This is a genomic window from Microbulbifer maximicatervae (SeqCode) (genome assembly GCF_052467695.1).
Genome location: NZ_CP174320.1, coordinates 3,837,224 through 3,854,950 on the forward strand (window position 1 = coordinate 3,837,224; position 17,727 = coordinate 3,854,950).

Consider the following 17,727-nt stretch of genomic DNA (forward strand, 5'->3'; position numbering starts at 1 on the left):
TTTAAGAACCATATATCAATAGTGAAAGGTGCATAGCAAGTCCGGATTGGTTTTACATGGTTGATTTTGCAAAGTGTAAAGCTTTTGATTGTTCCTCTGAGCTCAGAAGCGCTTTCAATCTTTTAACCTCTCTCTTCGCATCCAGATAAATACTCTGATCGGATTCACTGAGATCTTTATGGTTTGGATAGAGTAAAAATATAGACTCATACCAGCCCAGTGCCTGAACAGGGTCTCTGTATTTAAAGTTGTCGTCTGAGTAGGCAGCACCGAGGTGCCTTCGTGCTTCAAAACCACCTTTTTTTACGACTTGCTTCCATGTGTCGACAGCAGCGGCCCGGTCCTGCTCAACACCTAAACCGTTATAAGTGAGAAAAGTTAATGTACTTAGCGCCATTGCCTTTATCTCTGCATCTCTTGCATATTTTATAGGTGTCTCTAAGATATATTTCCAATGCGAGGCTGCTACTGAATAAATTTCATGTCGATACGCAGCTGTTCCCATGTAGAACTGACACTCAATATCTGTATATTCCATCTCCTCTAAATATTTTTTATCACACTTTTCCGCATGCGAATAGGGCGAACAAAGGAAAACCGATGCGATTACTGTAAGGGCTATCGTTCTATTCACTAAAGTAAAATTCCGTTCAATAGTAAAATGTAAGGTTGAAATCTATAATTGCCACTAAAAAATGATTTTTATATATCTAGGTGTGATGTACCAATTTATAAGATCGGAGATAAGATGTTTCTCATAATCGCGCTCTTTGACTCTGGGCTGTCTATAAGGAGGCAGAATGTTGACAGGATGCAACTCTTCAGAGTAGCTAAGTTGATACATACTTAGATCCCCAGGCCACAGCTCATTGTTCAGTGTGTCCTCTTGGTGTGCGCAACTAGTAAGAGTTAGGGATACTAGAGCAGATAATATTAATTTCGTTGTCATTTTTTCCTTGGGCTTGAACACTGCTATCTTGGACGGCTGAGTCAAATTATTACTGTAGTTAAACTGTTTCCGAGTATAAAGTCGGCGAGCTTTGACCTAGAAGCTCTCTGATGACTATTGATATCCAACGACTATCCAGAAATTTTGTAAGTTTGGCAACCATATGATTCTTAGACCGCCCAAACTCTGTGTCATTGATGGCAAATAGGCTTGGCTAAAATTGGTAGTCCCGAGCAAAATTCAACCAAGGTGTTCGTTTTTTGATAAGTGGTGAGTTGACTCTACTTAGATATTTAAGAGAGGGGACCTTAATGAAACAAGGGTACGAACTCACCACACTATCGGGCACCTCCGACAGGGATCTTTCCAAACTAAGAAATATTACAGATCTGACCACCAGCCGTAAGTAGCTGCTGTAATTCCTTGTGATTCAACCACGTGACTTAATTACAGAGAGAGAATAAATATGCCATAAACACATGAAAGGTATTAAGTCGTTACAAAGGATTTGTAGTTGCAGGTATGTTCAGTTAGTAAATTATGGAGAAACAAGCAATCTACTTCCACGGAGAATATCTGCCTTTGCCCCGTCTTTCACACACTATCACTTTGCTGTTGCAGCCAGGCTAGTCAAAGTCATTACTTGGCTTGCTTGTATCAATTATGCAGGCATGCAGAGTATTACAGCTTGTTTTGAGAGGGTTCCAAATGTAACACAGAGTTTCACATGGTGCGGCAGTGCTATTAAAGAGGTACAGGAACAGGTGTATAAGGAAAAAGCGGGAATTAAAATTTAGCCTTTACCTGTGGCTAATTGCGGCCGGATATTGATGGCTGGCGGTTGCCATGTTTTTTCTGCGTGCAGCGCAAGAAAGCCTGAAAAAATATTGAACTCAATACAAGTAAACGGTTCTATGCTTGTGAGAATATTTATCACTAACTTTTTTGTTGGAGTTCACGCTGTTGATTAACAAATATATTGCTGTTCTTTCGATGCTGTATTGTATAGGCGGAGTTAAGGTCCATGCTGTTGAAGCGACTTATAGTGCGATAGAGAAAAAGATAGTAAATCATTGTGGGGCTTGGTTTGATTCAAAGGAGTTTACTTTTGATAATGCAAGAGACTCTAAGTTCGAAATCAAAGAGGTCTCTGGTGGAATTTGTATGGATGGACCCATACATCGCAATGAAGCCGAGCTAAAATTTAAATCTAAAACCTCCAATTTGGTAGATGGCTCCGACTTAATTGTTGTTGTGAGGTCCCCTGGTGGTGAAGGTCGTCCCGCAGTGAATATTGCTGAGGAAATTTCAAGGTTAAGAAGCACAGTTGTTGGCTTTGATTTATGTGCATCTGCTTGTGCGAATTATATTATGGCCGCCGCCAAAAAGAGAATCGTGCATGATGATGCACTGCTTCTTTTTCATGGGGCGCCGTCCTATCAAGGTTTGGTAAATATTTTGGAGGTTAAAAGTAATGATTATTATGATGTCACAAACGATACTCGTGTGGATTCTATTCGGTATCAGGTAAGTTTCTTAAAAAAACAAGAAGAGCTCTTGAAGAGTGCTGGAATAAAGCCTTACTTTTTTTCTTGGATGATGCTGTTTGATCAAATGGACGAGTCCGACAGGGTTAAGTTTTGTCCGATGGGTACCTCTATGATCTTATATTCTCCCAAGATCTTGGATAATTTTGGATATAATATGCATATCTATAAAGGTCCTAAATCTCAAGAAGAGCTAGATTTAATTTATCCAGCTAAGGGTGCTAGACATAGGATGTGTTATTGGGATAGCAAGTCCGTAGTAATCTAAAATCAACCTTACCTATTATGTTTCGTTACACAAAGATACTTGTGGTAGATAGGCGAAAGGAAAGAATGCCCCACGCTTGACTTGCATGGGGCATAGATGCCGATTACAAGCTTACAGAAAAGTATCCACAGCGTCCCCTGAATGTAGTGTATTCTTTCCTTCTTAACCAATAGTAGGTCGCACCTTGTTGTATGCCACTAAATACCTTCTGAGCCTATCAGCTTTCTGAAACTTGAGGAAGTAAAGTGTTAGCCAGGTCTAGCTAACTTGATAGTTTGATTCTATCGATAGAATTCAACATAAAATTTTACATCCCCTAACGGTCTTATGTGATGCCTTATAGTTGGCTCTACGACACCAAACTTCTTAGGGCTCAGTTCAATAATCTCCACTTCGGGCTCTTGAATCGTATATTCCAATGATCCGGAGAGGATCACTATCTTCCCCCATACGCCTTCCTTGGTAGTATGATCTTTCAATAGCCCTGGAGGGATATTCTCCTCAGTGAATTCAGGGGTTTTCTTATATGGAGCTATATTCCTCGGAAACTCTTTCATTGATTCTGGCCTTTTATCAACTTGGGTGGGTTTTGGCAGTCCAGGCTTTGTTTATAGGCTGACTTGAGACTCTTTGTTTGAATAGGCCTCAATAAACTTTAGATATGTCGAGACTAGAAGAGTAGGAGCTTCCCACTGCGGATAATGCCCAATCGTTCCCAGCTCTACAATATCCGTTGGCCGATCTATCAGTTGCCGAAATCGATCCACCATATGCTTACCTGAAACTGGGTCTAATGAGCCATTGATTAGTAATAGGGGGCCGGGGTATTGCTTTAGGGCGTCGACCCAGCGCTGACGATGTTGGCGCCTGTCGCGCATATAGCTGATTAGTTTATAAAGGAGCCGGTTGCCATTCTTATATTGGAGAATTTGCCACAAGTCTCGCAACTCTCTGTCAGAGGGTTGTGTCTCTGGTCCGAAAATGGCACTGAAGCTGCGGCAAAACTGCCGGTAATTCATCAGTTTATTGATCAGGAAGCCTGCGGGAGAGAGCAGCAGTTTTTGTACGAAACGTGCTTGATGAGTTTCTGGAAATAGACCTCCGTTTAGCAGGCATGCTGAGGCATACCTCGTGGTACCACCGCTATTGGCTCTGGCGAGTAACTCCTGGGCAACGGTATCCCCATAGTCATGGGCCAGCAGGTGAACCTTGTTGATGTTTAAATGTTGCAGAAGAGCTTCATGTAAATCAGATTGCCCGTGGATACTGTAGTTATGCTGCTTGGGTTTGTCTGAGTAACCGAATCCCAGCATATCCATAGCAATACAGCGATAGTGCGCTGTCAGTTGGGCCCATACCTTTTGCCAGTCATAACTACTGGTTGGAAAACCGTGAATCAAAAGCAGCACTGGTTTATGTCGGCAGCTTGGGTTGCTATCGACATAGAAGAGTTGGTGGTTTTGATAATCAAAAATCTTTCCGTTTGATAACCACTGCTGAGGCTGCATTGGCTGTTCCATTTCTTATTGTTGTATTTGCTGTAAAGATTGCACGATGAGCGCGCAACCTCAAGCAGCGGCTACAGGTGGAAAGTAATTATCCTGTTCCTTGCAATGCGTAAATCGCGGGCTTGTTGATTATCTTCCATACTGAAAGCAGGGTCACCGAGGCGGTTAGGGCGATAATAAGCAATGGTGGTAGCAGCCAGCCCCATAGGCTGGTTTCAATACTGAACTCGCTTTGCCCAAGCCAAAGCGCCAGAGGGACTAGAACCAAAGTCGCTACAGCGATACCGATAATGACGGGAATCAGGCTATCGATCAGGGTGTGATAGAAAATCGTCGCTGGGCGGGCGCCGATTGCCATGCGCACGCCAAGCTCAGTACGCCGCAGTTGTACACTGTAACTGAGCACTCCAAAGATACCGATGGCAGCGAGGCTAAGTGCCAGTAATGTCAGGGCGGTGGTTACCCAAACTGAGACCCGGTCATTGCTTAGGAGTAGGTCTCGCGCCTGCTCGAGGGTGAATAGCTCAGAAACTTTGTACTGCCTGTTTACTTCGGCAAACCCCCGATTAATCTCTGTGGTGCTGAGCGGTTGGTGAGGCTTATGCCTGAGTACGAGTAGGGGATAGCTCACGTTGATACCGCGCACAAATAAGCGGGCGGGTTCCTTTTTGCCGGGCAGGCTTGCGTTGCGTACTACACCGACCACTTGGTAGGGCAAGTCACCTCGCCAGTAGTAGCGATTGCCTAATACTTCTCCATCCGGCTCCAGTTGCTGGGCCAGGGTTTCGTTGACGAGCATCATGCGATTGTTATCGGAAAATTCAGCCGCATTGATATGGCGGCCAGCTATCAAAGGCATACGCAAAATGGAAAGGTAGTTTTCGTCGACCACAGTGGTCTTGGCCATCACCGGGTTTTGTCGGCTGGCATCATGACTCAGGGATGTGGTCCAGAGTGGCCGGCTGATGGAGATAGGAGTGTTTAGGCTCAGGCTGGCATTTTGTACTTTAGGGTGCTCCAGCAATCTTTGCCTGATGGCCTTCAGATAACTCTCCCGTTCGGCAGTGGGGGCACTCCTAAGATTGCCGATATTCAGAGTCATCACTTGAACGTTGTCTAGGGGGAAGCCAAAGGGCTGGTTAATCAGTCGGTTAGCTTGCAGGAAAATCTGCAAGCTGGCGAGGATAAGCAAACTGGTCATCGCCACTTGGCTACTGATGAGTACCTTGCGGATTAGAGGCGAGATCTGTACGCCGGAACCTTTGCCGCTGCTCTGCAGCATTTGATTCAGTGCGCGGTAATTAACCTGGCGACTGACTACGGCTGAGAAGAACAGGGCGAGCAGTAAGGCACACAACAGTGCAAAAACCAGTGTCTGCCAGTTTAAGGTGAGCTCTTGAATACGAGGAATTTGTTCCGCAGCCATCACCTTTAGTACCTCTGTCGATCCCAGGGCTAAAAGTAGAGAAAGTAATGCAGCCCCTAACATAAGTAGGCCGATTTCACATAGCAGGGCCAAAAAGATATGTTTTTTATGTGCGCCCAACGCGACCTGTATCGCCATATTGCGTTGTTGTTTGGCTGCGCGAGAAAGAATCAGGTTGGTAACATTGGCGCAGGCAATTAACAGAAGCACCAGTGTACCGCCCATTACCATTAAGGTTCGCGTGGCGCTGTCGCCAAGTATTTTATTGGCGAAGGGGGTGAGTCGGTATTCAACGGACCTTTCTACCGAAGTGGACCTTCTCGCTAGGGCCGCTTGATACTGGGCATCCATTAATGTGCTCAATTCATGCCCCGCACTGGCGGGGTCAATGCCCGGCTTCAGCTTTCCTGTGAGCATGCGGAAAGGCAGGAAGCCTCTCCAATTATTTCTGCGCTCTACTTGTGTATCGTTAAAGTCCCAGGGCAGCCAGACCGCCGTTTGCCGGCCCTGCTTATAGATTTGGGGTTCAATGAAGTCTTTGGCGGTGACGCCGACAATGCGAAAGTCCACCTCCCCAAATTGCAGGCTTTGCTCCAAGACATTTGGGTTGCGCCGGAACATCTGCTCCCAGGTTTGATAGCTGATAACCGCCACAGGGACTCGGCTGTCGAGCCCTTCATCGGCATTGAATTGTCTGCCTAAGGCCAGGGGTGCTCCAGCCAGCTGGAGATATTTCGGAGAGACATAGGAAACATTAACCCGTGGTGATCCGGATAAATTGCGAGCCACATCTTCCCAGAAGTACACCAGGGCGCTGGACTCGAAGAAACTATCGTTCTTATAGATTTCAACCAGGGCAGGGTATTGGCTGTTGTTTTCCAGCCGCAGCTGCTTGTTCTGGTAGAGATTACCATTCACGACATACAGCCGATCTTCGTCCGGGTAGGGTAGGGGTGCGGCTAACAGTTGGTAGTTGAGATTAAATAGTGTTACCAGGGCGCCGAGAGTGATACCCAGGGTCAGAATAATAGTGGTGGCGTAGCTCCGCGCCCGATTGAGGGACTGGAGGGCAATGGACAGGTCCTTTGTGGTGATCATAGGGCCATCTCATGGGGCTCTAGTATGGGCTGCGGCGTTGAGATTTTTCCATCCAGCAGATGCAGTTGGCGGCTGGCCATGTCTGCATAACGAGGGTCATGGGTCACCATGCACAGGGTGGTCCCTTCATTGTTGAGCTGCCGCAGCATTTCCATTACTGCATCGCCATTGTGGGAATCCAGGTTGCCGGTGGGCTCGTCCACCAGTAGCAGGGATGGATTGCCAACTAGCGCCCGGGCTATGGCGATTCGCTGCTGTTGGCCACCGGATAACTGGTTAGGTTTGTGAGAGGTCCGGTGACTCATTCCCACCTTCTCCAGGCAGTGTTGCACTTTTTTGTCGGCTTCAGACTTGGGAATGGGATTGCGGCGGTATCGCAGGGGTAGGGCGATATTGTCGTAGACTGAGAGTTCGTCAATCAGGTTAAAGGACTGGAAGATAAAGCCTACTTTCTCGTTGCGAATAGTCGCCGCCTCACTCAGCGACAATTGAGCGACTTCAATGCCTTCAATCTGATAGCTGCCGCTGGTGGGGAGGTCCAGCAGGCCGAGAATCGAGAGAAGTGTGGATTTACCGCAACCCGAGGGGCCGCAGATAGATACAAATTCCCCCTGGTAAATACTCAGGTCAACGCCCCGCAGGGCGTGAGTTTCCATTTCTTCGGTGCTGAACACCTTAGTGATCCCGGCCATATGGAGGATTGGCTTGGACATAGCGAACTCCCTTTCTCGCTTTAGGTTTCAGGCTTTAGTCAATAATCTGGATATGCTCAGCTTCATTGAAATTGGCCATATCCGAGAGGATGATGCGGTCCGCTTCATTGAGGCCTTGGGTGATCTGGATATATCGACCTGACTCCTCGCCGAAGCTGATGGGCTGGAGTGCCGCTTCCTCCCCGTTTTCGTTAATCAGGAAGAGATTGGCCTCACTGTGCCTCTGCACATTGATAGGTCTCTCGACGAACAACGTATTTTCCATCGTGGCAGTGAATATCCGGGCATCGACGTTGAGCTGTGGCCTGGCAGACTCTGGCGCGCCCGCGCTAAAAGCAATTTCCACTTCAATATTGCCGTCCCGAACTTCAGGAGTAATACGGGTTACCATACCTTCGACCTTTTCTCTGCGGGTATCAATTTCAGCGGGCTGGCCAACCTCCAGTTGCTCTGCTTTGGATTGTGGTACTTGAACCAAAGCGAGAAGATCAGTCTCGCTGCCGATCAGCGCCAGCTCCTGCCCGGGATCGACACCTTGCCCCAGCTCTACTGGTAGTCGTTGCAGTATGCCGTTCAGGCCGGCGCGTACTGTCAGTCGGTCTGTACGTTGCTGGATACTTTGCAATTGGGTTTGGGCTTGGTTGATTTGCTCGCGCTGGATTAACTCTGATTCGACGGCGACTTTGCGCAAGTGATTGATACGCTGTTTTTGCAGGTCCACACGTTTTTTCATCTGTTCCTGGCGTAAGACGGTGGTTTGGTAGGTGAGCTGGGAAACCACTCCACTTTTTACCAGCTCGTCCTCAGCTTCGCGACGCAACTTGATCACTTGGTAATTGGAGTTCAGTTCCGCGAGTATGGCTTCCTCCGCGAGAACATCGCGCTGGTTGTTCAGAACAAGCCGACGCAGATTAGCTTCCTCTTGTTCCAGGGAGGTTTCGGCTGCATCCAGGTCGCGCATTAATTCTGGGTTGCTCAGCTGCATAATGATGCTATCACTTTGTACTTCTGCACCGGGACGCAACATGATTTTTTCAACATTCGCTGCGGTTAGAGCGGTAATTAACGTCTGCTTGTCTGAACGCAGCCTACCATAACCATCTACCACAACTTGTAGGTCTCCCCGTTGGACGGTGCCTAGCATTAGCTGTTCCCGCTCAACCTTGTAGGCGCTGTCAGGAAGTAACAGGAGGGTGCTGGTAAATGCCACAAAAGCAAGAGCAGCACCACCTAGCATTAAAGGGTGCTTAATCAGGGGGCGTTTCTTAGGTTTAATAATATCCATATTGCGGCATTTCCTTGGTTAAGCAATCGTTGCACGCATTTCTACTGTGAAACCTTGATGCGGGGGCGAGTTAGAGGTGGAAAATCATAACTATTTAAAACGGGTGTATTCCTGTTGGAACTCCGAGGGAGGGTGGGTTTTTATCTTGTAATTAGTACTGTCGAGCATATTTTTGTGATCAAAACTCAGGGCTTTAAAAGGGTTTTAGGTGAGGCTGAAAATGCAGGAAAATTGGTACAAGAACCAGTTGCTTGCGGTGAATGGTGGGGAAATACAGGACGGTTTGAATATTATGAGGTGGGCAGTAACTTGAGAGGTTTAACGATTACCCAATGCATTTTGAGGATAGGTTCACAAGTAAAATTGTGGAGATGTAGTGGGAATAAAGGTGTCGTGGCTTAGTGAATCCGGTAGATTGTCTAAACCACTACACCTTTAACAAAATATATTTGCAAAACGAAGAGCTTGATAAGCCATAGTGCAAATTACAGGCCGAGGGTTATCCCAGAGCTTTGACCAATAGCGCCTGTTGAAGTTGATCGTCATCAACCCCCTCTGGTCGGGGTATTTGCACGATATGCCCGGATCCCGGAGCCACATCGATAGCCTTACCTTCCGTATTCTCCATTTGCTCCAAGGGGAAGAACAAGCTACCGCTGGGAGTCATTAACTCCAATTGATCACCGCGTTCAAAGCGATTTTTAACATCAATCGTCAAATGCTCAGGACTGCCGTCAATAAGCTCGCCTACGAACTGTTGGCCCGGAGTTGATATCAACCCCTTTTCATATTGCTGGTATTCTGCTGGTGGATGGCGACGGTAGAAACCTTCCGTGTAGCCCCTATTCGAGAGGGTTTCCAATTCGTCCATCATTTTCATGTCAAAGTCTTTTCCTGCTGCAGCATCGTCTATCGCGCGACGATAGATCTGAGCAGTACGAGCCACATAGTAGTGGGATTTGGTGCGACCTTCGATTTTTAAAGAGTGAACCCCCATTTCGGTGAGGCGCTTGACGTGCTGTACGGCCCGCAAATCCTTGGAGTTCATGATGTAGGTACCGTGCTCATCTTCGTAGGCAGGCATATACTCTCCAGGGCGACCCTCTTCCTGTAGTAAAAAGGCCTGGGAAGTATTGTCACTGACGGAGGTGGGTTGCTGGATGGGTTTTTGGATAGGTTCCTGGGTTTGCACATGAATCAATTCGCCAACTTCATTCTCTTTGGCTTCATGAGCTTGGTATTGCCAGCGGCAGGAGTTGGTGCAGGCGCCCTGGTTGGCATCTCTATGGGTCATATAACCGGATAGCAAGCAGCGCCCGGAATAGGCGATACAGAGTGCACCGTGGACAAAGACTTCCAGCTCCATCTCAGGCACTTTCTGGCGAATTTCTTCAATCTCATCCAGGGACAGTTCTCGGGAAAGTATCACCCGAGATAACCCCTGGCGATGCCAGAACTTTACGGTCGCGTAGTTTACCGCATTGGCCTGTACGGATAGGTGGACTGGCAGATCAGGCCAACGCTCCCTTACCATCATTATCAGGCCTGGGTCGGACATAATCAGGGCGTCAGGTCCCATTTCAACAATTTCTTCCAGGTCCCGCAGGTAACTGCGAACTTTATCGTTGTGGGCGGCGATATTGGAAGCGATATAGAACTGTTTTCCTTGCTGGTGTGCTTCTTCTATACCTAGGCGCAGGGTTTCAATATTTTTAAATTCATTATTGCGCACACGCAAGCTGTAGCGGGGCTGGCCTGCATAAACGGCATCGGCACCATAGGCAAACGCATATCGCATATTTTTTAAAGTCCCTGCGGGGGACAGTAACTCAGGTTTGAACACAGAAAAACTCATAGTGGAATAGTCGGACGCGGCCGCATGTTAACGGTATTCAAGATCGCGCTAATTGATATAAATCAATTAGCGCTGGGGTGGGGGTGATAAGCTGTTATGGAGGGAATCTATGCTGTTACTCTAGCCGAATAATAGACCTCTAACCTCTGATTTTTGCTGTTTACTTTTTAGTTCTGCAGGACCTGCTGATAACCCTGTGTGTATACCCAGTCATTATTCTTGGCAGGCAAATGACATCCAAAACAGTTGTTAAGCCCGGTGCCTTTCCAGGTTTCAGTTTCACTTTTGGCTATTCCTGGCTTAAATAAAGCCCATCCCCAGCCTTCGGCCCAAGCCGGGTTTTCTGGGAAGCGGTTGTTATCGTCTTTTACCATCATAAAAGTGAATTGAAGGTCTGAGGAGTAATAAGCCAACCCTGTGGTTAAGGGCTCCGATTGGGTGCTATTAACATCCTTTACCAAAACTGTCCCATCGGGAAACTTCCCCTTTTTGCGATACCCTTCTACTGCCTGGGGTTGGGTATAAACATTATGAGTATCCCATCCATCGCCACTCGAGGACTTTACCTGATAGGAGCCCAGGAAGACCCATTCCCGGCGGTAATTATCCGGCAAAGTAATATTCCCCTGGCTATCAACCATGCTTTTATAGGTTGAATTGAGGTTTTCATCGGCCTTTGCAGAAATACTCAATACGAGTGTCAGAACTAAAGAGGTAAATAAGTAGGCGCTGCGCATAATCCTTTTCCATTGCTGTTGATGTGGGAGAGCTATACCCGGGTTTCAGCTGCTGGAAAGTATATGAAGGCGGGAAGGGTAAAACTGTCAGCTGGCTGACACTGGCGCATATATTTGGTTCTCTGCCAGGCCTTTTAACGCGGTTTGATCGAGAAGGCAGATATATTGGCGCGTATAGTCGATAACTCCATCAGACTTCCACTGTTTAAGCTGTTGGCTGACTGTTTGCCTGCTGCTACCGGCCATGGCGGCCAATTCGGACTGGGTCAACTTGATGTCTAGTTGATGTCCATGGCCACAGGGTTGTCCCCGGTAATTAAATAGTTGTGCTAACAGGTTGGCCAACCGGACCGGTAAGGGGGCGGTGATGTGGAGGAAAAGACGTTGCTGAAGCTGAGACTCCCTTGCGGCTAGTTGTTGCAACAGCTCATCGAGGGTCTGTGATTGGCGCGCCATCATGGCGTTTATATGTTGAATGGAAGCAGCTTCCAGTTCACTGCCGGATTTGGCGGTTGCTTGAATGTCCAGGTTTTTCCCAGTTAGACCTGGTCCAAACCATGATCCGGGCCCATAGAGATCGATAATGGCTAGGTTGCCGCAGTAGTCCACTTTTTGGATAAGGACGTAGCCGGCATGAATAAAATAAATCTGGGGACCAGAACCCCCTTGTCGGAATAATACCGTTTCTTTGAGGAATCGAAGTTTTTTTATTGGGTCGCTAGTTCGTTGCAAGTGGGTTGATTCCTGTTTTTAGAGATTCCTAACAATATAGAATTCTTCGGTCGTTTGTTTGACTATCTGAAGTTTAGGAAGCAGCTAATCTTACTCCATCTGTTTTGCCCTCCGACAATTTCACGGGCTATTCAATCATGATTGCTGACCCCGCTCCGAATATCCGCCCCGATTACGATCAGGTGATACAGGATATCGCAGATTATGTGCTTCATTTCAAAGTGGGTTCCAGTGATGCTTGGGAAACAGCACGGTTAAGCCTGATGGACTCCTTGGGGTGTGCCTTTCTGGCGTTGAGTTTCCCTGAATGTACAAAGTTGTTAGGACCCTGGGTGGAGGGGACATGGGTGCCGAATGGGGCCCGGGTACCTGGCACCCGGTTTCGCTTGGACCCGATAAAAGCGTCATGGGACATCGGCTGTACAATTCGATGGCTCGATTACAACGACACTTGGTTGGCGGCTGAATGGGGGCATCCCTCTGACAATCTTGGGGCAATATTGGCCGTTTGTGACCACCTGTCGCAAGGGCGATTAGTTAAAGGGGGAAGCTCAATAAAAATGGGCGCGGTACTCGAAGCAATGGTCAAAGCCTACGAGATTCAAGGTGTCTTGGCATTGTCTAATAGCTTTAATCGGGTTGGGCTCGATCATGTACTACTGGTGCGGGTTGCTTCTGCCGCTGTGACTGCCTGGCTTAAGGGGGCTGGGCGGGAGGAAGTAATGGCGGCGGTGTCTCAGGCGTGGGCGGATGGTGGAGCATTGCGGACCTATAGGCATTCCCCGAATACTGGATCACGCAAGTCCTGGGCTGCAGGTGATGCCAGTTCCCGTGGGGTTCGCTTGGCTGATTTGGCGATAAGTGGAGAAATGGGAGTGCCCGGAGTACTTACGGCAAAGCAATGGGGTTTTTATGATGTCCTGTTTAGCAAGACAAATGCTGAGCAGCAACTGAAACCACCATCAGAACGCAATTTTCAGTTCCCCAGAAGTTTTGGCTCCTATGTCATGGAGAATATCCTGTTCAAAATTTCTTATCCGGCTGAGTTTCACGGTCAAACAGCTTGTGAGGCGGCAATTATTTTACATCCACGGGTTGCAGAGCGTATCGATAATATTACTAAAGTAGTGGTGACCACACATGAATCAGCCCTTCGCATCATCACTAAATCAGGTCCATTAAATAATCCGGCAGATCGGGATCACTGTTTGCAATATATTGTTGCAGTGGCGCTTATTTTTGGTGATTTACAGCCAGGTTTTTATGAAGACGGTTTTCATCGCGATCACAAAGAGATCGATATCTTGCGGGACAAGATTGAAGTGATAGAAGATAAAGGTTACTCAAAAGATTATTTAGACCCAGATAAGCGTTCTATAGCCAGTGCGGTACAAGTATTTTTTAAAAGTGGTGACGCATCAGAAAAGATTGAAGTTGAATATCCGATGGGACACCGCCGTCGCCGACGGGAGGGGGTTCCGTTATTGGAAGATAAGTTCCGTAGTAATTTAGCTACGCGATTCCCTCAAGGGCGGGCTAACAAAATATTTGCAGCTATTAATGATCTTCAAGGGTTAAAGCAGTTGTCAGTTAATCGCTTTATGGATCTATTGGTTATTTAGAAGGCCTTTTAGGAAATTCCAGAGTGAAAAAGGCAGCCAAAGGCCGCCTTTTTCACTGCTCAATCTTCCCTATGCGACAGAATCGCACTTCCCAAATTGGATCGCCGCACCTCAGGAATGATTAGAACTTGTATTCAACACCAACACCGGCATAGCTGCGATCGTAGTCGTCGTCAGCAGTTTCGTCGGTGTAGAAGCCGAAAATTTTGGCTGCACTGTTGAATTTGTAGTCTGCGCCCAGGCTGAAAGTCTCACCGCCTTCTTCTTTGATATCAGACTGGCCGTATTGGGCTTTCAGTGTCCACTGGTCCAGTTTGTAAGCAACAGAGCCCATCCAGCCATCAACAGTTTCGCCGTCGTCAGCGTCTTGTTCTTCGAACAGCGCACCTACCTGTACGGGGCCGATGTTGTACTGGGCTACGAAACGATGAACATCAACGTCCTGATCTTCAACGTCCTGGTCCATAGCGTAGGCCAGGTAAACACCGTTGTTGTCGTAGGCGACAGACATGGATACGCCGTTGTTGCGCTCTTCACCAGTTACGTCGTCAATAACTTCTTCTTTGTTGCTGATAAAAGCAGCGGAAGCTTTGAAGCCACCGAAAGAAGGGGTAGTGTACTGAAGCGCATCTTCTTCGCGGTTATCGCTGTTGGTGATCAGGCTCTTGATGTCGCCTTCCAGATCGTTGAACAGGTCAACTTTTTTCTGGGCAACTTTCAGGGGAGTATCGAACTTACCAGCGATGACCTGGCCGAAGCCGCCTTCCAGACCTGCGTAGATGTTGCGCTGGGAGAAAGTATCGTCAGCGTCACCGTCCATATCTACTTCGTATTCCATACGGTAGATACCTTTAACGCCTTCAGTCAGGGCTATTTCACCCTTAACGCCCAGGCGGGAAGCGTTGCTCTGAACGTCAGTGACGGAATCGTCACCTTCGTCGGCAGCCTGGAAGGTGACGTTGGCTTTGCCGTAAAAGTCGAGTACATCGCCTTCATCTTGGGCGTTGGCCAGAGCAGGTACCATGGCAACGATGGCCAGAGAGAGAGCGGTCTTATTCATAATCGTCTCGCACAGTTTATGGTTTTGGGTTGAAAGGTGCCTTCCGTGTCGTCCTAGTTGGCTGCCTTTCGATTTGGTGCGGATTCTGCGTTTTGAATATTACAAACATGTTAAAAATGGCATTTTTCTTAAAAATATGTGACTGGCCAGTGCTATGAATGGCAGGTTAGCTAGCCATATTAAGGTTTTAGGCGCCTGAAGCGGCGGTTCGCAATCATCGTTGATTTGAGTGAAGGTGGTCAATAGTTGAACAAAAAGATGGTGTAAGGGATGGCGCTGGGGTTGGAATTATGGAGTTTTCGCGAGCGAATTCAGCGGCTTTCTCGCCTGCTGGCTAAGGCGAGAGGCATTGTCGTCTACATGGGGCCCAGCATATATCTTTGGGTCTATTCGCTATCTATTATCGCAGTGGGATGTCTTGCCCGATTACCCGCTGAAAGCACTCTGTGGGGACTGTATCTCTCTCTAGCCTTGTTTGCCTGGGTGGTAATACGCCGCTGGCGCCCCCTTGCTCTGATCTTTCTCTCCTTTATTGGTGCGACCTGGGCACTCCACTCTCATGAAGCATCGCTGGATCGCCGGCTCCCCCTCGGTGCACATGGTGCGGACTTCGTACTTCAGTTGAACCTGGTCTCGCTGCCTGAATTAACTGAGGGGGGAGGGTTTGGCGCTAGTTCAGAATCACAAACGGTGCGTTTTCGCGCTCGAGTTGTGGATATTGTTTCCAGTTCTTTAGGTGAAGAGGGTGGCCAGTTAGCACCGCCAGAGCTACCTATCGGAAGCCTTCTCAACCTAACCTGGTATCGAGTTGACGATGAGGCTCTGGCTCGCCTGCGGGGTGGCTCTCAATGGATATTGCCTGTGCGATTGAGAACTCCCAGGGGGAGCGTTAATCCACATACATTCGACTATGAAGGCTGGCTTTTGCGAGAGGGAATTACGGCAACAGGGTATGTTCGCCCCCGCGATTATCCTCCTCAGTGGCTGGGGCAGGGGAATGGCATTATCGGGTTAAGGGATGAATTGCGCTCCCTAATTAGTCAGTTACCGATCCAGCGACCGGACCTGATAGCTGCGCTATTGCTTGGGGATCGCAGTCAGTTGAGCGAAGGTGATACCGACCTGCTTAAAAGGACAGGTACGGGCCACCTTATTGCCATATCCGGCTTACATGTGGGCATGGTAGCCGGTTGTATTTTGTTGATGGGCACCGTACTGGCAAAAGGGATTGGGCTTTTTACGGGCACCAGCCGTTTTGGTATTGCGATAGGACTCGCCTTGGTGGCGAGCCTTGTATATACCTTGATCGCCGGCGCTCCTCTATCCGCGCAACGTGCGCTTGTAATGACCTGGGTGCTGTTGCTGGGGTGGCACTGGCGGCGCAGACTGGGAGCGGGTATTGCTTTTTCATTGGCTCTGGCAATAGTGCTTACCCTGCAGCCACTGGCTTTTTACAGTGCTGGTTTTTGGTTGTCCTTTGTGGCCGTCGGCAGTCTGCTTTTGGGGTTCAGTGGGCGAATTAGCTTAAGTCGAGAGCCGCAATGGAGGCCGAAGGCTGAGGCCCCTGGTGCTGTAACCTCATGGCAGCACCGATTTTCCCAGTTACCGTTATGGCAGCTGTTGCGAAGCCAGTGGCTGATTGCAATTGGCCTGTTTATCCCATCGATAATATATTTTTCTGGCTTTAGCCTTTCAGGTGTATTGGTCAATCTTGTAGCGATTCCCTGGATGGGCCTGTCTATTTTGCCATCACTTATGTTAGGTGCTGTATTTATTGATACTCAGCTGGGTGTTTGGCTGCTGCAGTTTGCAGGTTGGCAATTGGATCTGCTGATGACTGCGCTCGATATTGTCGATCATTCGATACCGGGGTTCCGTGGTTTTGCGATTGCCTCCACTGCATTGGTGATAGTCATCGCTGGGCTTGGCGCGGTGCTACTTTTGCTGCCTAAAGGGTTGCCAGGACGCAAGTTAGGCTGGTTATTTTTTCTTCCAGTTGCTCAGCCCTGGCTTTCTACATTGGCGCCGGCAGATGAGCGTTTGAAGTTATCAGTGCTGGATGTTGGTCAGGGGTTGTCAGTAGTTATCAGCACCGGAAAAAGCCGTATTGTTTACGATGCAGGGCCTTCAATCCCCTCGGGCTGGAGCGCGGGAGGTTCGATAGTGGCTCCCTACTTGATGAGTAGCGGAGGTAGTGAACTCGATGTGCTGATCGTCAGCCATGGCGACAGGGATCATGCCGGCGGCGTGGCGGGTTTGCTTAGTAACATTGAAGCAAAAAAACTCTATGCCCCGGGGACTTTAGCTAGCAATTTACCATTATCGCCAACCACGATTACTGAGCAGTGTCGGACAGGAACGGAAGAGCAACTGGGAGATATATCATTTCGATGGTTATGGCCCTCCTTAACGGCACAGGGAGAGGAATTACTGGATGGTGAGGAGAACGATCACAGCTGTGTAATTTTGGCTGAATGGCAGGGGGTGCGTTTACTGCTTACTGGGGATATCAGTCGTAAGGTTGAATATCAACTGTCTAAAATGTATCCACAATTTCCCGCTGTTGACGTACTGATTGCGCCTCATCATGGTTCCCGCTCTTCCTCATCGGTTGCTTTGCTCGAATGGGCCAGGCCTAAACGGGTTGTATTTAGTGCCGGTTTCCGACACCACTTTGGCCACCCTCACACCGATGTTGTGAAGCGCTACCAAAACTTCGGTGCCAGTATTTTCAGTACTGCGGAGAGCGGAGCGGTAGAATTTTTCTGGCGAGCTGGAGATCAAGAGCCGCAAATTTTACAGGCTCGTTTGGCACCACGGTTTTGGTATGCGAGTCACAACAGGGAATAAGGATGCGTGGGAGGACTTAGCCGCCGGCACCAGCTGTGATAAAGTGCTGCTCTGCGTCGAGGACGCAGTAATAATTT

At 48.3% G+C, this 17,727-nt stretch carries 14 protein-coding genes; 4 read left to right on the top strand and 10 right to left on the bottom strand.

Going from position 1 to position 17,727, the window contains the following annotated elements:
• Positions 1–52: 52 nt before the first annotated feature.
• A complete protein-coding gene (locus tag ACJJI8_RS16880; RefSeq protein WP_444933102.1) occupies positions 53–634 on the bottom strand; it encodes an SEL1-like repeat protein in 582 nt (193 codons plus the stop codon).
• A gap of 1,278 nt (positions 635–1,912) precedes the next feature.
• Between ACJJI8_RS16880 and ACJJI8_RS16885 the strand changes: the two genes are divergently transcribed.
• Positions 1,913–2,764: a hypothetical protein gene (locus ACJJI8_RS16885; RefSeq protein ID WP_444933103.1), complete on the top strand. Its 852-nt coding sequence runs from the start codon at positions 1,913–1,915 to the stop codon at positions 2,762–2,764.
• Between the two features lie 281 nt (positions 2,765–3,045).
• Here the strand turns inward: ACJJI8_RS16885 and ACJJI8_RS16890 are convergent, their stop codons facing one another.
• The 5 genes from ACJJI8_RS16890 to ACJJI8_RS16910 form a co-directional block, all read right to left on the bottom strand.
• The gene (locus ACJJI8_RS16890) at positions 3,046–3,321 is read right to left on the bottom strand and encodes a TehB family protein (protein ID WP_413665657.1); all 276 of its coding nucleotides are present in this window, start codon (positions 3,319–3,321) and stop codon (positions 3,046–3,048) included.
• A gap of 51 nt (positions 3,322–3,372) precedes the next feature.
• Entirely contained in the window at positions 3,373–4,272 is a 900-nt protein-coding gene (locus ACJJI8_RS16895; RefSeq protein ID WP_444933104.1) for an alpha/beta fold hydrolase, read from the bottom strand.
• A gap of 88 nt (positions 4,273–4,360) precedes the next feature.
• Complete coding sequence (locus ACJJI8_RS16900; RefSeq protein ID WP_444933105.1) at positions 4,361–6,796, bottom strand: ABC transporter permease; 2,436 nt, start codon at positions 6,794–6,796, stop codon at positions 4,361–4,363.
• Complete coding sequence (locus tag ACJJI8_RS16905; protein ID WP_444933106.1) at positions 6,793–7,509, bottom strand: ABC transporter ATP-binding protein; 717 nt, start codon at positions 7,507–7,509, stop codon at positions 6,793–6,795. The genes ACJJI8_RS16900 and ACJJI8_RS16905 overlap by 4 nt, the downstream gene beginning before the upstream one ends.
• 34 nt (positions 7,510–7,543) lie before the next feature.
• Positions 7,544–8,794 (bottom strand): efflux RND transporter periplasmic adaptor subunit, encoded by a 1,251-nt coding sequence (locus ACJJI8_RS16910; RefSeq protein WP_444933107.1) that lies wholly within the window; start codon positions 8,792–8,794, stop codon positions 7,544–7,546.
• A 174-nt stretch (positions 8,795–8,968) separates the two neighbouring features.
• Between ACJJI8_RS16910 and ACJJI8_RS16915 the strand changes: the two genes are divergently transcribed.
• Positions 8,969–9,196, top strand: a complete 228-nt coding sequence (locus tag ACJJI8_RS16915; RefSeq protein ID WP_444933108.1) for a hypothetical protein — start codon at positions 8,969–8,971, stop codon at positions 9,194–9,196.
• Positions 9,197–9,293: 97 nt separating this feature from the next.
• Here the strand turns inward: ACJJI8_RS16915 and trhP are convergent, their stop codons facing one another.
• From trhP to ACJJI8_RS16930, 3 genes are all read right to left on the bottom strand, one after another.
• On the bottom strand, positions 9,294–10,592 hold the full coding sequence (gene trhP, locus ACJJI8_RS16920) for a prephenate-dependent tRNA uridine(34) hydroxylase TrhP (protein ID WP_444933109.1): 1,299 nt from the start codon (positions 10,590–10,592) through the stop codon (positions 9,294–9,296).
• A gap of 224 nt (positions 10,593–10,816) precedes the next feature.
• On the bottom strand, positions 10,817–11,386 hold the full coding sequence (locus tag ACJJI8_RS16925) for a cytochrome P460 family protein (RefSeq protein WP_444933110.1): 570 nt from the start codon (positions 11,384–11,386) through the stop codon (positions 10,817–10,819).
• 87 nt (positions 11,387–11,473) lie between these two features.
• A complete protein-coding gene (locus tag ACJJI8_RS16930; RefSeq protein ID WP_444933111.1) occupies positions 11,474–12,118 on the bottom strand; it encodes a Crp/Fnr family transcriptional regulator in 645 nt (214 codons plus the stop codon).
• Positions 12,119–12,255: 137 nt separating this feature from the next.
• On the opposite strand from ACJJI8_RS16930, the gene ACJJI8_RS16935 reads away from it, so the two are divergent.
• The gene (locus ACJJI8_RS16935) at positions 12,256–13,740 is read left to right on the top strand and encodes a bifunctional 2-methylcitrate dehydratase/aconitate hydratase (RefSeq protein ID WP_444933112.1); all 1,485 of its coding nucleotides are present in this window, start codon (positions 12,256–12,258) and stop codon (positions 13,738–13,740) included.
• A 121-nt stretch (positions 13,741–13,861) separates the two neighbouring features.
• Here the strand turns inward: ACJJI8_RS16935 and ACJJI8_RS16940 are convergent, their stop codons facing one another.
• A complete protein-coding gene (locus ACJJI8_RS16940; protein ID WP_444933113.1) occupies positions 13,862–14,800 on the bottom strand; it encodes a porin in 939 nt (312 codons plus the stop codon).
• Between the two features lie 270 nt (positions 14,801–15,070).
• Between ACJJI8_RS16940 and ACJJI8_RS16945 the strand changes: the two genes are divergently transcribed.
• Entirely contained in the window at positions 15,071–17,650 is a 2,580-nt protein-coding gene (locus ACJJI8_RS16945) for a DNA internalization-related competence protein ComEC/Rec2 (protein WP_444933114.1), read from the top strand.
• Positions 17,651–17,727: the final 77 nt, after the last annotated feature.

Bases quoted from the DNA above. Each gene is read 5' to 3' on its own strand.
- ACJJI8_RS16925 (WP_444933110.1), bottom strand. From the start codon at position 11,386: ATGCGCAGCGCCTACTTATTTACCTCTTTAGTTCTGACACTCGTATTG.
- ACJJI8_RS16905 (WP_444933106.1), bottom strand. From the start codon at position 7,509: ATGTCCAAGCCAATCCTCCATATGGCCGGGATCACTAAGGTGTTCAGC.
- ACJJI8_RS16890 (WP_413665657.1), bottom strand. From the start codon at position 3,321: ATGAAAGAGTTTCCGAGGAATATAGCTCCATATAAGAAAACCCCTGAA.
- ACJJI8_RS16935 (WP_444933112.1), top strand. From the start codon at position 12,256: ATGATTGCTGACCCCGCTCCGAATATCCGCCCCGATTACGATCAGGTG.
- trhP (WP_444933109.1), bottom strand. From the start codon at position 10,592: ATGCGATATGCGTTTGCCTATGGTGCCGATGCCGTTTATGCAGGCCAG.
- ACJJI8_RS16945 (WP_444933114.1), top strand. From the start codon at position 15,071: ATGGCGCTGGGGTTGGAATTATGGAGTTTTCGCGAGCGAATTCAGCGG.
- ACJJI8_RS16910 (WP_444933107.1), bottom strand. From the start codon at position 8,794: ATGGATATTATTAAACCTAAGAAACGCCCCCTGATTAAGCACCCTTTA.
- ACJJI8_RS16900 (WP_444933105.1), bottom strand. From the start codon at position 6,796: ATGATCACCACAAAGGACCTGTCCATTGCCCTCCAGTCCCTCAATCGG.
- ACJJI8_RS16940 (WP_444933113.1), bottom strand. From the start codon at position 14,800: ATGAATAAGACCGCTCTCTCTCTGGCCATCGTTGCCATGGTACCTGCT.
- ACJJI8_RS16895 (WP_444933104.1), bottom strand. From the start codon at position 4,272: ATGCAGCCTCAGCAGTGGTTATCAAACGGAAAGATTTTTGATTATCAA.